This window comes from Neorhizobium sp. 2083, assembly GCF_031455615.1.
Classification (GTDB): Bacteria; Pseudomonadota; Alphaproteobacteria; order Rhizobiales; family Rhizobiaceae; genus Neorhizobium.
The window spans coordinates 80,544-93,817 of the sequence record NZ_JAVDTC010000005.1 but is presented as its reverse complement, the minus strand read 5'-3'; the positions used below and the strand labels follow the sequence as shown (position 1 = coordinate 93,817).

At 62.7% G+C, this 13,274-nt stretch carries 18 protein-coding genes; 10 read left to right on the top strand and 8 right to left on the bottom strand.

Going from position 1 to position 13,274, the window contains the following annotated elements; genetic code table 11:
* The first annotated feature begins 3 nt into the window (after positions 1–3).
* From sufC to sufA, 7 genes are all read left to right on the top strand, one after another.
* Positions 4–759 carry a Fe-S cluster assembly ATPase SufC gene (sufC, locus tag J2X76_RS19745; protein WP_113129617.1) on the top strand — a complete coding sequence of 252 codons (756 nt, stop codon included), beginning with the start codon at positions 4–6 and terminating at the stop codon, positions 757–759.
* Positions 760–784: 25 nt separating this feature from the next.
* Positions 785–2,059, top strand: a complete 1,275-nt coding sequence (gene sufD, locus J2X76_RS19740) for a Fe-S cluster assembly protein SufD (protein WP_310218989.1) — start codon at positions 785–787, stop codon at positions 2,057–2,059.
* A gap of 219 nt (positions 2,060–2,278) precedes the next feature.
* Positions 2,279–3,523, top strand: coding sequence for a cysteine desulfurase (locus J2X76_RS19735; protein WP_310219370.1), 1,245 nt, complete (start codon positions 2,279–2,281; stop codon positions 3,521–3,523).
* Between the two features lie 23 nt (positions 3,524–3,546).
* Positions 3,547–3,927 carry an SUF system Fe-S cluster assembly protein gene (locus J2X76_RS19730; protein WP_113129620.1) on the top strand — a complete coding sequence of 127 codons (381 nt, stop codon included), beginning with the start codon at positions 3,547–3,549 and terminating at the stop codon, positions 3,925–3,927.
* A 47-nt stretch (positions 3,928–3,974) separates the two neighbouring features.
* Positions 3,975–4,253: a type II toxin-antitoxin system ParD family antitoxin gene (locus tag J2X76_RS19725; protein WP_310218988.1), complete on the top strand. Its 279-nt coding sequence runs from the start codon at positions 3,975–3,977 to the stop codon at positions 4,251–4,253.
* Positions 4,250–4,537: a type II toxin-antitoxin system RelE/ParE family toxin gene (locus tag J2X76_RS19720; protein WP_310218986.1), complete on the top strand. Its 288-nt coding sequence runs from the start codon at positions 4,250–4,252 to the stop codon at positions 4,535–4,537. Before J2X76_RS19725 ends, J2X76_RS19720 begins: the two co-directional genes overlap by 4 nt.
* Positions 4,538–4,634: 97 nt before the next feature.
* On the top strand, positions 4,635–5,024 hold the full coding sequence (gene sufA, locus J2X76_RS19715; protein ID WP_310218984.1) for a Fe-S cluster assembly scaffold SufA: 390 nt from the start codon (positions 4,635–4,637) through the stop codon (positions 5,022–5,024).
* A gap of 6 nt (positions 5,025–5,030) precedes the next feature.
* On the opposite strand, the gene J2X76_RS19710 is transcribed toward sufA, so the two are convergent.
* The 4 genes from J2X76_RS19710 to J2X76_RS19695 form a co-directional block, all read right to left on the bottom strand.
* Positions 5,031–5,654, bottom strand: coding sequence for a GntR family transcriptional regulator (locus J2X76_RS19710; protein WP_113129622.1), 624 nt, complete (start codon positions 5,652–5,654; stop codon positions 5,031–5,033).
* Positions 5,655–5,779: 125 nt separating this feature from the next.
* Positions 5,780–6,985: an ABC transporter permease gene (locus tag J2X76_RS19705; RefSeq protein WP_310218983.1), complete on the bottom strand. Its 1,206-nt coding sequence runs from the start codon at positions 6,983–6,985 to the stop codon at positions 5,780–5,782.
* Complete coding sequence (locus J2X76_RS19700) at positions 6,975–7,691, bottom strand: ABC transporter ATP-binding protein (RefSeq protein WP_310218981.1); 717 nt, start codon at positions 7,689–7,691, stop codon at positions 6,975–6,977. The genes J2X76_RS19705 and J2X76_RS19700 overlap by 11 nt, the downstream gene beginning before the upstream one ends.
* A gap of 11 nt (positions 7,692–7,702) precedes the next feature.
* Complete coding sequence (locus J2X76_RS19695) at positions 7,703–8,989, bottom strand: efflux RND transporter periplasmic adaptor subunit (RefSeq protein WP_310218980.1); 1,287 nt, start codon at positions 8,987–8,989, stop codon at positions 7,703–7,705.
* A 250-nt stretch (positions 8,990–9,239) separates the two neighbouring features.
* Between J2X76_RS19695 and J2X76_RS19690 the strand changes: the two genes are divergently transcribed.
* Positions 9,240–9,581 (top strand): hypothetical protein, encoded by a 342-nt coding sequence (locus J2X76_RS19690; protein ID WP_310218979.1) that lies wholly within the window; start codon positions 9,240–9,242, stop codon positions 9,579–9,581.
* An 85-nt stretch (positions 9,582–9,666) separates the two neighbouring features.
* Positions 9,667–9,927, top strand: a complete 261-nt coding sequence (locus J2X76_RS19685) for a DUF2171 domain-containing protein (RefSeq protein ID WP_113129627.1) — start codon at positions 9,667–9,669, stop codon at positions 9,925–9,927.
* 77 nt (positions 9,928–10,004) lie between these two features.
* Here J2X76_RS19685 and J2X76_RS19680 read toward each other — a convergent pair whose 3' ends face one another.
* The 3 genes from J2X76_RS19680 to J2X76_RS19670 all read right to left on the bottom strand — a co-directional run bounded on the left by J2X76_RS19680 (position 10,005) and on the right by J2X76_RS19670 (position 11,101).
* Complete coding sequence (locus tag J2X76_RS19680; protein WP_113129628.1) at positions 10,005–10,184, bottom strand: hypothetical protein; 180 nt, start codon at positions 10,182–10,184, stop codon at positions 10,005–10,007.
* Positions 10,185–10,276: 92 nt separating this feature from the next.
* A complete protein-coding gene (locus J2X76_RS19675) occupies positions 10,277–10,855 on the bottom strand; it encodes an NADPH-dependent FMN reductase (protein WP_113285592.1) in 579 nt (192 codons plus the stop codon).
* A gap of 120 nt (positions 10,856–10,975) precedes the next feature.
* Positions 10,976–11,101, bottom strand: coding sequence for a hypothetical protein (locus J2X76_RS19670; RefSeq protein ID WP_310218978.1), 126 nt, complete (start codon positions 11,099–11,101; stop codon positions 10,976–10,978).
* Between the two features lie 163 nt (positions 11,102–11,264).
* On the opposite strand from J2X76_RS19670, the gene J2X76_RS19665 reads away from it, so the two are divergent.
* Positions 11,265–11,570, top strand: coding sequence for a hypothetical protein (locus J2X76_RS19665; protein ID WP_310218977.1), 306 nt, complete (start codon positions 11,265–11,267; stop codon positions 11,568–11,570).
* A 21-nt stretch (positions 11,571–11,591) separates the two neighbouring features.
* Here the strand turns inward: J2X76_RS19665 and J2X76_RS19660 are convergent, their stop codons facing one another.
* Positions 11,592–13,133, bottom strand: coding sequence for a DegQ family serine endoprotease (locus J2X76_RS19660; RefSeq protein WP_310218976.1), 1,542 nt, complete (start codon positions 13,131–13,133; stop codon positions 11,592–11,594).
* Positions 13,134–13,274 lie beyond the last annotated feature (141 nt).

Sequence of the window (13,274 nt, the reverse complement as noted above, 5' to 3'; positions counted from 1 at the left end):
ATTATGCTTGAGATCAAGAACCTGCACGCCCGTATCGCCGAAGACGGCACCGAAATCATCCGCGGCCTGAACCTGACCGTGAAGGCCGGCGAAATCGCTGCCATCATGGGCCCGAACGGCTCTGGTAAGTCGACGCTCTCCTATATCCTGTCGGGCCGCCAGGATTACGAAGTCACCGAGGGCGACATCCTCTATAACGGCGAGAGCATTCTGGAACTCGACCCGGCCGAGCGCGCCTCCAAGGGCATCTTCCTCGCCTTCCAGTACCCGCTCGAAATTCCGGGCGTCGCCACCATGCAGTTCCTGAAGGTCGCGATGAACGAGCAGCGCAAGGCGCGCGGCGAGGCGGAACTGACGACGCCGGACTTCATGCGCCGCGTCAAGGACGCTGCCGAAAAGCTGAAGATCGACCAGGCCATGCTGCGCCGTCCGCTGAACGTCGGTTTCTCCGGCGGCGAAAAGAAGCGGGCCGAGATCCTGCAGATGGCGCTGCTCGAGCCGAAGCTCTGCATCCTCGACGAAACCGATAGCGGCCTTGACATCGACGCGCTGAAGATCGTTGCCGACGGCGTCAACGCGCTGAAGTCGCCGGATCGCGCCACGATCGTCATCACCCACTATCAGCGCCTGCTCGATTACATCGTGCCGGACACGGTCCACGTTCTCTACAAGGGCCAGATCATCCGCTCCGGCGACAAGGCGCTCGCGCTCGAGCTGGAAGAGAACGGCTATGCCGACATCATCGGAGAAGCGGCTTAAGCGGCCTGAAGGGAAGGATGTTGTCATGAACATGCAGACGACAAGCCGTCTCACGGCTGCCGAAACCGCGTTGGTGGAAGCCTTCGGCGCCCAGATCGGCGAACTGCCCGGCAATGGCGCCGTCATCGGCACGCGTGACCGGCTGCTGGACGAGCTCAAGAAGGCCGGCCTGCCGACCCGCCGCATCGAGGCCTGGCATTATACCGACCTCAAGAACCTGATGCGCAGCGTCCCGGACGCGGCGCAGGTTTCGGCCATCGATCCGATCGCGCCGCTGGTCGAGGGATCGAAGGTCCTCTCGATCCTTCAGGGCGAGGCAGATGCGAAGGCCGCCGTGGACGGCGTCGAGATCGAACTCTTCAAGGACAGGCTCGCCGACGGTTCGGCCGCTGCCGGCCTGACGGCGCTCGACAAGGACGATGCGATCGGCCGTATCAACGGCAGCTTCGTGCGCGATGGTTATGCGCTCACCGTTCCGGCCGATACGGAATTGGACGCGCCGATCGAACTGCAGGCCCTGCATGCCGCGGGTCAGGTGCATACGCGCTTCCCGGTCTCGTTCGGTGCCGCATCCAGGGCGACGATCATCGAACGTCACCGGTCGGTGACGGAGGGTGCGGCGCTGGTGTCCTCGATCAGTGACATCACGCTGGAGGACGGCGCCGACATCACATGGATCATCCTGCAGCAGCAGGCTTCGGAGGATACCCATCTCGGCCAGATCCGGGTAAAGCTCGGCACCAAGGCCAAGCTGCGTTTGTTCGTCATCAATGCCGGCGGCAAGCTGGTGCGCCAGGAACTGCGCATCGACGTGGTCGGAGAAGGTGCGGAACTGATGCTGCGCGGCGTCAACCTGCTCGGCGCCGAAAGCCACACGGATGTCACGCTGGTGCTCGGCCACAACGTGCCGCACACCAATTCGACGGAGATCATCCGCAACGTCGTGTTCGACCGCGCCAACGGCGTGTTCCAGGGCATGATCCGGGTCGCTCCGGATGCCCAGAAGACCGACGCCAAGATGTCCTGCAACACGCTTCTGCTGACCGACGACGGCGGGTTCTCGGCCAAGCCCGAACTCGAAATCTTCGCCGACGACGTGGTCTGCGGCCATGGCGCGACGGTTGCCGATATCGAGAGCAGCCATCTCTTCTACCTGATGGCCCGCGGCGTTCCGGAAAAGAAGGCCCGTGCCATGCTGGTCAACGCTTTCGTCGCCGAGATCGTCGAGGAGCTTGAAGAAGAAAAGCTGGTCGAGGCACTGGAAGGCGTCATTTCGGCCTGGCTTGAAAAGCACGCCTGAGGGAATGATCACAGTGTCCCCGGCAAGTTGGGGCCGCTGACTGACTAAGGCCATGCCACTTCGCGTCATCCTCGGGCTTGTCCCGAGGGTCCCAGCCGGTTCAAAAAGGTAGGCGCGGATAGATCCTCGGGACAAGCCCGAGGATGACGTGGAGCAAGCGGCAAGGCTGCGATAAACCTTCTGCGGTAGCTCCTTGAGAGCGACATGAAAGGGTCTGAAATGGACCAGACGACACCGGTTACTGCCTACGACGTCGAAGCCATCCGGCGGGATTTCCCGATCCTGTCGACCATGGTGCACGGCAACAAACCGCTCGTGTACCTGGACAATGGCGCCTCGGCCCAGAAGCCGCAGGTGGTGATCGACGCGATCAGCCACGCCTATTCCAACGAATATGCGAACGTCCATCGCGGCCTGCATTTCCTCTCGAATGCCGCGACCGACGCCTATGAGGCGGCGCGCGAAAAGGTGCGCCGGTTCCTGAACGCCGGTTCGGTCGACGAGATCGTCTTCACCAAGAACTCGACCGAGGCGATCAACACGGTCGCTTATGGCTGGGGCATGCCGAACATCGGCGAGGGCGATGAGATCGTCGTGACGATCATGGAGCACCATTCCAACATCGTGCCCTGGCATTTCATCCGCGAGCGGCAGGGCGCCAAGCTGGTCTGGGTGCCGGTCGACGACGATGGCGCTTTCCATATCGAGGATTTCGAAAAGAGCTTGACGGAGAAGACCAAGCTCGTCGCGATCACCCATATGTCGAACGCGCTCGGCACCGTGGTCCCGGTCAAGGAAGTCTGCCGCATCGCCCATGAGCGCGGCATTCCGGTCCTCATCGACGGCAGCCAGGGGGCCGTGCACATGCCGGTCGATGTCCGCGACATCGATTGCGACTGGTACGTGATGACCGGACACAAGCTCTACGGCCCGTCCGGCATCGGCGTGCTTTACGGCAAGTCGGATCGTTTGCGCGAGATGCGCCCGTTCCAGGGCGGCGGAGAGATGATCGTCGAGGTCGCCGAGGATATCGTCACCTATAACGACCCGCCGCACCGTTTCGAGGCCGGCACGCCGCCGATCGTCCAGGCAATCGGGCTCGGTTATGCGCTCGATTACATGGAGAAGGTCGGCCGCGCGGCGATCGCCCGCCACGAGGCGGATCTGGCGGCCTATGCAGCAGAACGCCTGCGCGCCATCAACTCGCTGCGCATCATCGGCAACGCGCCGGGCAAGGGCGGCATCTTCTCCTTCGAGCTTGCCGGCATCCACGCCCACGACGTGTCGATGGTGATCGACCGCAAGGGCGTTGCGGTGCGCGCCGGCACCCATTGCGCCATGCCGCTCTTGAAGCGCTTCGGCGTTACCTCCACATGCAGAGCATCGTTCGGCATGTATAATACCCGTGCCGAAGTGGATGCGCTGGCCGACGCGCTCGACTACGCCCGCAATTTCTTTGGCTAATTTCTTGTTGAGGGAGCCTTGTCATGGCTGTCGACGAAACGGAACTGAAGTGGGATGCCCGGGAAGGGATCATCCAGTCCGCAATCCCGGCCGATGAACTGGCGCGCCTGAGCGACGACATCATCGGAGCGCTGAAAACGGTCTACGACCCGGAAATCCCGGCCGACATTTTCGAACTCGGCCTGATCTACAAGATCGACATCGAGGACGACCGCATGGTCAAGATCGTCATGACGCTGACCGCACCCGGCTGCCCGGTTGCCGGCGAAATGCCGGGCTGGGTGGAAAACGCCGTCGGCGCCATCGAAGGCGTGTCCGGCGTCGAAGTCGAGATGACCTTCGATCCGCCGTGGACGCCGGAGCGCATGTCGGAAGAAGCGCAGGTCGCCGTCGGCTGGTATTGATCCAGATTCGGCGGTAGGATGGCTGATCGGTGATTGGCAGGTACCGCATGGGCAAGATGGAAAAGATCAGCGTGGAGCTTACGCCGGAACTGGGCGATATGGTTCAGGGCATGGTGGAATCCGGCGAGTTCTCATCTGTCGACGAGGTCGTGATCTCAGCTCTGACCGAATGGCAATCAAAGCGCTTGATCCACGGTTTTGCCGCCGAGGAGTTGGGTATGCTCTGGGACGAAGGTTTAGCCAGCGGTGAACCGATCGATGGCGAGGAAGCCTTTCGCCGGATAGCTTCAGAGCTTGAACAGGAAATCGCGCGGCGGGAGCCATGAGTTTTCGTCTTCTGCCGGCCGCTCGCAGGGATATTTCGTCTATCGCGCTTCACATTTCTCTCGAAAATCCGAATGCCGCCCGCAAATGGGTTGCCGGCGTACTGGAGCGTTCTCGAAGGCTCGGCGAGTTTCCGGGGACCGGGGTTTCGGTCGAGTATGTACGCCAGGGATTGCGGATGTTTCCGTTCGGGAAATATGTCATTCTTTTCAGGCAAGTAGGGGACGATGCGGAAATCGTACGTGTTGTCCATGGTGCGCGCGATTGGCGAAAACTCGTCAGGTGAACGGGTCTTCGGGGTATTGAAGCGTTAAGCGGCACCGCTTAAGTTAGTGATGTGAAACACCGGACCTTGAATCCGTGTGCGGAAGGAGAATGAGCCCATGGGCTTTGCCATTATGACCATGACCGATGCCGCAGCGGCCCGCGTCAAGCAGATCGTCGCCAATTCCGGACCGGAGGCCAAGGGCCTGCGGGTCGGGATCAAGAAGGGCGGTTGTGCCGGCATGGAATATTCCGTCGATCTCGTCACCGAGCCGAACGCCAAGGACGACAGGATCGAGCATGACGGCGCAGCCGTCTGGATCGAGCCTTCGGCGGTCCTCTATCTCCTCGGCACCCAGATGGATTTCGAGGTGACGCAGATGCGTTCCGGCTTCACCTTCGTCAATCCCAACCAGACGTCCGCCTGCGGCTGCGGCGAGTCGGTCGAGTTGAAGCCTGCCGATCTCGCAGCGCTTGCCAAACAGCGCGAAGCCGAAGCCCGCGTCTGATCTCCCTCATGAATCGGTAAGATAGGCGAGGAGAGTTTCCATCGCTCTTCGCGTGGCCTCCGCGTCGCCTGATCTGATGGCCCGGATGACGGCGACATGCTGCGTAACCGCCTGATCCATCCGTTCGACTGAAGCGGTCGAGAACCACCGCCGCCGGGAATGGGTCTGGAGCGGCGCCAGCGCCGACATGAGGAACCGGTTGGGGCAGGCGTCTTCGAGGATCTCGTCGAAACGTTTGTCGGCTTCCAGAAAGCCGGCGATGTCGCCGGTCGCCGTTGCGGTGCCCATTGCCTTGGCGCAGTCGAGCAGGGCGCTGCGCTGTTCCTCGCCGGCGTGTTCCGCAACCAGCATCGCGGCAACCGGTTCGAGCTGGCGCCGCACCTGCATGATGTTTTCGTGGTCGCTCTCGACGAGCTCGGTGATCTGCAGGCCGACGCGCGGGCGCACCCGCATCAGGCCTTGCCATTCGAGTTTCTGGATCGCCTCGCGCACCGGCGTGCGGCCCTGGCCCGCGAGGCCGATCAGCTGCTTTTCCGTAACCAGCGCGCCGGGTTGCAGCTCCATGGTGACGATCAGGTTTTCGAGCCGGCGAAACGCCTGCCTGCTGAGCGGTTCCGCCTCGGATGCCATGCAACTGCCCTCCCTGATATATCACAAAGTGCCATGTCGTCTTCGGAATAGCAAGCAAAGCTGATATATCAGCGAGACGTATGCACTGTTGCGGACGGGGCGATGGGAGGCCCGCGCGCCCCGGCTCATTCGTGGCGGAGCGCCTCGATCGGGTTGAGCTGAGCCGCACGCCTGGCCGGGAAATAACCGAACACCATGCCGATTGCCGCGGAAAAGGCGAAGGCGAGCAGGATGATCGTCGGGCTGGCGACGAAGGGCACGCCGAGGACGCTCACGACGCCATAGGCAAGCGCCAGGCCGGTCACGATGCCGCTGACACCCCCGAAGATCGACAGCATCACCGCCTCGACGAGGAACTGCGTCAGCACCTGCCGTTCCAGCGCGCCGATCGCCAGCCGAATGCCGATCTCGCGGGTACGTTCGGTCACCGAAACCAGCATGATGTTCATGATGCCGATGCCGCCGACCAGCAGGCTGACGGCCGCGACCGCCCCGAGCAGGCCGGTCAGCAGCACGGTCGTGCCGGTCATCGCGGCAGCGATCTGCGACATGTCGTTGACCGAGAAGTCGTCGTCGCGGCCGATGGCGATCCTGCGCCGCTCGCGCAGCAGGCTTTCGACGTCCGACTGGATCTTGCTGGTCGCCACGCCGCCCTGTGCCGAGAGGATGATGCTGCTGATCGTCGTCGTCCCTCCGATTCGCCGCTGGTGCAGCTTCAGCGGCATGATGACGGTATCGTCCTGGTCGTCGCCCATGCCGGACTGGCCCTTGGCGGCGAGCACGCCCACGACCGGGCAGGCGACATTGCTGACGCGAATGTTCTGTCCGATGGGATTTCCCGCCCCGAACAGCTCCTTGCGCAGGGTCTCGCCGATAATACAGGCGGCCTGACTGCCGCGGTCCTCGTTGGCGAGGAACGACCGACCGAGCGAAAGGTCCCAGTCCTGGGCGATCAGATAGTCGTTGTTGGTGCCGATCACGCTCGACGAGTGGTTGGCGCCGCCGGCGATCACCGTCGCCGTGCCGCGGTTCACGGGCGCCACGGCGCGAAGCCCTGTCACCTGTTCCCGGATCGCCAGCACATCCTTGTCGTTGAACCGCTTGGCCTCGCTGCTGGCGCGTCCCGGCCCCCATTGGCCGGGGCGGACGAAGAGCGTGTTGGTGCCGAGGCGCGACAGCTCCGCCTGAACCTTTGCCGTCGTGCCGTTGCCGACGGTGACCATGGCGATCACTGCCGCGACGCCGATCACCACGCCGAGCACCGTCAGGAAGGAGCGCAGCATGTTGCGGCTGATCGCCCGCCAGGCCAGTTTGGCGGTCTCAAAGAACATGGTCGTGCTCCTTCCCCTGCGCCTGATCGGAGGCGAGATGGCCGTCGACGAAGCGCAAGAGCCGCTTGCCGTAGGCGGCGATGTCCTCCTCGTGGGTGACCATGATGACGGTGATGCCGTTGTCCCGGTTGAGCCGGCTGATCAGTTCCATGATCTCGATGCTGGTCCTGGTGTCGAGATTGCCGGTCGGTTCGTCGGCGAGCAGAACGGCGGGATCGGTGACGATGGCGCGCGCGATCGCCACGCGCTGCTGCTGGCCGCCGGACAGTTCCTGGGTCGTATGGCCTTCGCGACCCTTGAGGCCCACCTGTTCCAGCGCGACGAGCGCACGCTTGCGCCGCTCGCGCTGATCCATGCCGCGATAGACGAGCGGCAGCTCGACATTCTCGACCGCCGATGTGCGGGCAAGCAGGTTGAACCCCTGGAACACGAAGCCGAGCATGTGGCGCCGCATCAGCGTCAGCTGCGCGCGGTCGAAACCGCTGGTCGGGATGCCCTGGAACAGGTATTCGCCGGAGGAGGGGATATCGAGCCCGCCGATGATGTTCATCGCCGTGGATTTTCCCGAGCCGGACGGCCCCATGATCGAGACGAATTCGCCGCCCGCGATCGACAGGTCGACACGGTCGAGGGCTCGGATCGTCGCTTCGCCGTGGCCGTAGAATTTCGAGACCTGCCTGAAGGCGATGATGGGAGGAAGTGTCACCGGAGCCGTCCTCAGGTCGCCCGGGCGACGGCATCGGTGATCAGGAGATCGCCATCCTTTATCTCGCCGGATTTCAGCACCGTGAACTGGCCGTCGGTCGGACCGGTCTCGACCTGTACCCGCGTCGGCACGCCCGCACGCAGAACCCAGACGGCGCGGGCCGCACCAGAGGCATCTTCGCTGCCGCGATTGCTGCGCGGACGTGGCGGCGCAAACAGCCGGGTGAGGAAATTCCCGCGGCTGCGCGCCGTGGCCGGCGGCGCATATCGCAGCGCCGCGTTCGGTATCAGCAGCGAGTCGGTGACTGACTGGACGGTGATGTCGGCGGTTGCCGTCATGCCTGGGCGCAGCAGCAGGTCGGCATTGTCGACCGTCAGGATCGCCTTGTAGGTGACGACATTGGAGACGGTTTCGGACGCGAACCGCACCGCCTCGATGGTTGCCGGGAAATTGCGCTCGGGATAGGCATCGACCGAGAATTTCGCCGTCTGGCCTTCCTGGACATGCCCGACATCCGCCTCGTCGACGGCCACCTGCAGCTCCATGCGCTTGAGGTCGCCGGCAATGGTGAACAGCACCGGCGCATTGAGCGAGGAGGCGACGGTCGCGCCCGGATCCACGTCGCGGGTGAGCACGATGCCGTCGATTGGCGAAACGATCCTGAGCTTCGAAAGATTGACCTCCGCCAGTCGCAGGTTGGCCTCCGCCGACAATACGGCAGCCTCGTTGATGGCCTTGGTCGCGAGCGCCGAATCGTATGCGTATTTCGCCGCATCGAGTTCCTGCTGGGTCGAAATGCGATTGCTGACGAGGCCTGTCAGGCGGTCGAAGGAGTTTTTGGCCGAGGCAGCCTCGGCTTCCGCCTTCAATACGTTGGCGCGTGCCGAAGCCAGCTGGGCGCGGGCGCTCTGCACATCCGCTTCCTGTTTGTTGGTATCGAGTTCGGCAAGGACATCGCCCTGCTTGACCGTGCTGTTGTAGCTGACATTGACCTTACGGACGGTCCCGGACAATTCGCTGGATATGTCCACCTGATCGGTCGGCTGAACCGAGCCCGTCGCGGTGACGATGACCGACAGTCCGCCGCGCTTGGTCGGCTGCGTCGTGTAGTCGTAGCGCGGTCCGCTGCCGCCGGAATAGCTGTATGCGCCGACGGCGGCGGCAACGAGCGCGATAAAGACCGTCGGCCAGATCCAGCGACGCTTTTTGCGCCCGGCTCCCGACGTGGCCAGGATCGCGGCGAGGTCGGGCGCGTCGCCGGTCTTTGCTGCCGGGTCGGGTGTGTTCTGCACGTTCAACGGTCTGTCCTTTGCTGGATAGGGATGCAACCGGGGCTAAATCTCCCGCTTCGCCGTGATGTGGCGCAAATCCGCCGGAAGCATGGTCGGCGGATGAGATTCTTCAAGTCTCTCAATCACATGAAACCCGATCGCATGAAACTTAAATATCGGTAACCTGCATCGTCGCAAGAATACGCGAAGCTTCATCATGATTTAATGGCCGGCCTGTAGTAGTACTACACCCAATCAAGGGTAGAGGGGCTGTGTCATGGTTAAGAAATTTTGCGGATTAGCCGCCGCTGTTGTGGCTATTCTGGTGTCAGCGGGTGCCTCCCACGCCGCGGACGATCTTGTGTTCACCCTGATCAACAAGACAAAGGGTACGCTCGAGCGCTTTTATACCTCTCCGGAAGGCGTGGATAACTGGGAGGAAGACGTTTTCGGCGATGACGTGCTGGAGCCGGGCCAGAGCGTCAAGATCACCATCCGCGATGGCCGCCGCGCCTGCAAATACGACTTGCGCTTCGAATTCTCCGAGGATTCCAAACTCGAAGACATGGAAGACACGCAGGACATCTGCAAGATGGACACCTACACCCTGCATCAGTAATCGATAAGGTAGCGGGCGTTTAACGAAGAGCATGCATCGATATCTCCAGTCATGCGTTGTCGGAACGCAGAAAAGGAGATTTCCCATGATCGATGCTGCGAAAATCAAGGAACATGCCGAAGTCATCGGCGCGGACGGTGTTCATGTCGGAACGGTCGACCGCGTCGAAGGCAGCCGTATCAAGCTGACCAGGAAGGACAGCGGTGAGGGCGGCCATCGGGGCCACCATCACTTCGTCCCGCTTGAACTTGTCGCCGATATCGAAGGCAACAGGGTTCGCCTGTCGGCCGATGGCAATGTCGCGGTGACATTCGAAGAGGAAGAGGGCGGCAAGGCCGTTCATTGATTGGCTGGACACAAAAAGCCGGTGCCTCTTAAGGGGCGCCGGCTTTCCGTTTCAGATCACACCTTGAGGTGTCCGGCTTATTGAATGGTACCGGGAACGCCGAAACGTTCCGGCAGGAAGGCGGTTTCAGCCGGAGAACCGCTGAGCCGGTCTGATTTCGCAGCCACGCTGGGGCCGGCCGGATGCATCAGAAGGGCGACGACCAACCCGCCTGCGATGGCGGATCCCAAGGCAATCAGGACATTTTGGGTGCGCATGGCAACACTCCTCTATTGCCTGACAACACCCGGGAGATGGGAAGGTTCCGGCTTGCGCCGGAACCCTGAAATCAATGCTGCGTGAACAGCAGTCAGGCCTTTTCGCGCGCCGTCTTGAGCGCCGTCGCCCACCACGAAAGATCGTCGAGCATTGTCTTCACGCCGGGTTCCAGATGGGTGAGTTCCGAAAGCGCCTTGCCCTGCTGCCAGACCGCGAAGAAATCGGCGCCCTGAATGTGGACGCCCGGGCGCGTGGGGACCATCTGGAGCTCGACCGCGATCGTGCGGAAATGTTCGACCGCGCGTGCGCCGCCGACGCTGCCGTATCCAACTGCCGCTGCCGGCTTGCGGTTCCATTCCGGATAGGAATAGTCGAGCGCGTTCTTCAGCGCCGCCGTGATCGAGCGGTTGTATTCGGCGACGACGAAGATATAGCCGTCGAACTCGGCGACCTTCTTCTGCCAGCGGCGGCCGACTTCGCTTTCGGTGGGAACCCAGGCGTTCGACGCCTTTTCGTTGAAGAACGGCAGCGGGAAATCGCGCAGGTCGACGATCTCGAAATCCATGTCGTCGCGCTTCGATGCGGTGTCGTAAATCCACTGTGCCGGCTTGTCGCCGAAACGGACGTCGCGCGTGCTGCCGATGATGATCGCAATCTTTGGCTTGGCCATGAAAACCTCTCGTAGTGGGAAATTGTATTTGGACGGGACCGCAGGATTATGGCGGCGAGGCCGGAACGGTCAAGCGGCTCCGAAGGCCGCCGTCAAGAGATCGACCGCGTCATGCACTCTTCAGTTCCGGGCCGAGAGTTCCATGGGAGAAGCCATGATTTCGCCGCCGCCGAGTGACTGGTCGGCATATTTGAAAGCCAGGATGCTGAGCACCGAAACGATCATGACGATGAATATAATGCGCATATGGATGCTCCTTCGGCCGAGCAAACGTCTTTGCACTCGTTAAGGTTCCGGCAGTGATTTCATGAGTCTGAGCTAATTCATCCCTGGGTTTTGGTTAAAATGAGATTGACTCTACCGTCATCGCTCGCCTGACTTTCGAAAGGCCTCTCCCATCTAAGGCGGCATGACTGAATCTCAAAGGACGTGGATCAAGGCAGCCGCCGAAGCCAGCAGCTATCGGCGGATGTATTTTCTCGCGGCCGAAATCGCGGTCGGCGAGACGGCGTCCCGCGAGTCGAGAGCCGCCGCGCGCCGGGTTGTCCGGGTGCTTGAGGATGTGGTGGACAGGCCGATCGCCGACGCGCTCGTTCTGGCTCGGGCGAGGAAAAGGTTTGCCGAACTGGTCGCTGCTTTGGAATGCGTCTCGCAAGGCGAGCGGCCAGCCGCGAACCAGGAACGCCGCCCGGTCGCGAAAACGGGGCGGCGTTGATGGACGAAGAAGGGGCAGAGCTCAACCGATCGAGAAGGGAACCGCGACGAAGGTCTGGTTCTCGCCGCGCTGGATGAGCAAGAGGACCGACTTGCGCCCCGACTTGCCGGCTTCGGCAACCGCCGCCTTGGCTTCCTTGGCGGATTTTACCGGCTGCTGGTTGATCGAGACGATGATGTCTCCGGGCTGCAGGCCTGCGTCGGCGGCCGGCTTGTCGGGAGCGACGCTTTCGATCACGGCCCCGTTTTCCCGGCGCGGCAGGTTGAGGGCCTGGCGGATGTCGGGGGTGATGTCGGCAAGGCCGATGCCGATGGTCGGCACCCGCTGGGCGCCCTGCATGGACTTGTCGCCCTTGTCGGCGGACGCCTGCTGCTGGTCGGGCTGGTTGCCGCCGACGGTGATGCTGAGATTGCGGCTTTCACCCTGGCGCCAGACGGTCAGGCCCTCCTTGGCGCCGGGCGTCAGGTCGGCCACCATGCGCGACAGGTCGCGCGGGGATTTGATCGCCTGGCCACCGAGCGCGGTGATGACGTCGCCCGTCTGGACGCCGGCCTTGGCAGCCGGCGTGTCGTCGTTGACATTGGCGACCAGCGCGCCTTCCGGCTTGTCGAGGCCGATGGCGCCCGCCACATCCGCCGTCACCGGCTGGATCTGCACGCCGATGAAGCCGTGTTCGATCGAGCCGTCCTTCATCAGCTTGGCGACGACCTTCTGGGCCTGATCGGAAGGGATGGCGAAGCCGACCCCGACGCTGCCGCCATTCGGCGAGTAGATCGCGGTGTTGATGCCGACCACCTTGCCTTCGAGATCGACCAGCGGGCCGCCGGAATTGCCATGGTTGATCGGCGCGTCGATCTGGATGAAGTCGTCGTATGGACCGCTGTGCAGATCGCGTCCGCGGGCCGAAACGATGCCGGCCGTGACAGTCGTGCCGATGCCGAAGGGATTGCCGATCGCGAGAATCTGGTCGCCGGCATTGAGCTTGTCCGAATCACCCCAGGCGATGGTCGCGAGCGGCTTGGGCGCCTTGATCTTGATGACGGCGAGATCGGATTTCGGATCGGCGCCGATCAGCTTGGCCGGAACGTCGGTGCCGTCGTCGAGCGTCACCTTGATGTCGATCGCGTTGTCGATCACGTGGTTGTTGGTGACGATGTAGCCGTCAGCCGTGACCACGAAGCCGGAGCCGAGAGCCTCCGCGCGCGGCGCCTGCCGCTGCTGCGGCATCTGGCGAGGCACGGGGATGCCCTGCTGGCCGAAGAACTGCCGGAACTGCTCGTCGAACGGCGAATCGTCGCCGAAGGGCGAACCGTCGTCGGAAGCGACGTTCTGCGCCTTCATCGTGGTGGTAATGGTGACGACCGCCGGCTTGTCGGCCGAAACGATCGGCGCAAACGAGCCGCCCGGAGCGACGACGCCGGAAACGGAGCCGGCAGCGGCCGTTGCCATCGTTGCCGCATGCGCCGCATTGGTGCCCTGGATGACCGGAATGGCGAGCGGGACCGCAACGATGGCGGCGCCGAGAAGTACTGCGATCCGATGTCTGCGAAGGATATTGGACATGAAGGTCTTCCTTTCTGCTTTTGTCTGCATGTCCCGGCGCCGGGAGGCGGGCGCATTCAGGGCATGAGGAATCGACGCCGCCCGAGAGGCGGGCGACTGATCGGTTGGATTTTGAAGGTTGCGAGGCTGAAAGCGGTTTCA

What these genes read in the sequence shown, in the direction of transcription:
- sufC (WP_113129617.1), top strand. Translation starts at nt 4, where the DNA reads ATGCTTGAGATCAAGAACCTGCACGCCCGTATCGCCGAAGACGGCACC.
- sufD (WP_310218989.1), top strand. Translation starts at nt 785, where the DNA reads ATGAACATGCAGACGACAAGCCGTCTCACGGCTGCCGAAACCGCGTTG.
- J2X76_RS19735 (WP_310219370.1), top strand. Translation starts at nt 2,279, where the DNA reads ATGGACCAGACGACACCGGTTACTGCCTACGACGTCGAAGCCATCCGG.
- J2X76_RS19730 (WP_113129620.1), top strand. Translation starts at nt 3,547, where the DNA reads ATGGCTGTCGACGAAACGGAACTGAAGTGGGATGCCCGGGAAGGGATC.
- J2X76_RS19725 (WP_310218988.1), top strand. Translation starts at nt 3,975, where the DNA reads ATGGGCAAGATGGAAAAGATCAGCGTGGAGCTTACGCCGGAACTGGGC.
- J2X76_RS19720 (WP_310218986.1), top strand. Translation starts at nt 4,250, where the DNA reads ATGAGTTTTCGTCTTCTGCCGGCCGCTCGCAGGGATATTTCGTCTATC.
- sufA (WP_310218984.1), top strand. Translation starts at nt 4,635, where the DNA reads ATGGGCTTTGCCATTATGACCATGACCGATGCCGCAGCGGCCCGCGTC.
- J2X76_RS19710 (WP_113129622.1), bottom strand. Translation starts at nt 5,654, where the DNA reads ATGGCATCCGAGGCGGAACCGCTCAGCAGGCAGGCGTTTCGCCGGCTC.
- J2X76_RS19705 (WP_310218983.1), bottom strand. Translation starts at nt 6,985, where the DNA reads ATGTTCTTTGAGACCGCCAAACTGGCCTGGCGGGCGATCAGCCGCAAC.
- J2X76_RS19690 (WP_310218979.1), top strand. Translation starts at nt 9,240, where the DNA reads ATGGTTAAGAAATTTTGCGGATTAGCCGCCGCTGTTGTGGCTATTCTG.
- J2X76_RS19685 (WP_113129627.1), top strand. Translation starts at nt 9,667, where the DNA reads ATGATCGATGCTGCGAAAATCAAGGAACATGCCGAAGTCATCGGCGCG.
- J2X76_RS19680 (WP_113129628.1), bottom strand. Translation starts at nt 10,184, where the DNA reads ATGCGCACCCAAAATGTCCTGATTGCCTTGGGATCCGCCATCGCAGGC.
- J2X76_RS19675 (WP_113285592.1), bottom strand. Translation starts at nt 10,855, where the DNA reads ATGGCCAAGCCAAAGATTGCGATCATCATCGGCAGCACGCGCGACGTC.
- J2X76_RS19670 (WP_310218978.1), bottom strand. Translation starts at nt 11,101, where the DNA reads ATGCGCATTATATTCATCGTCATGATCGTTTCGGTGCTCAGCATCCTG.
- J2X76_RS19665 (WP_310218977.1), top strand. Translation starts at nt 11,265, where the DNA reads ATGACTGAATCTCAAAGGACGTGGATCAAGGCAGCCGCCGAAGCCAGC.
- J2X76_RS19660 (WP_310218976.1), bottom strand. Translation starts at nt 13,133, where the DNA reads ATGTCCAATATCCTTCGCAGACATCGGATCGCAGTACTTCTCGGCGCC.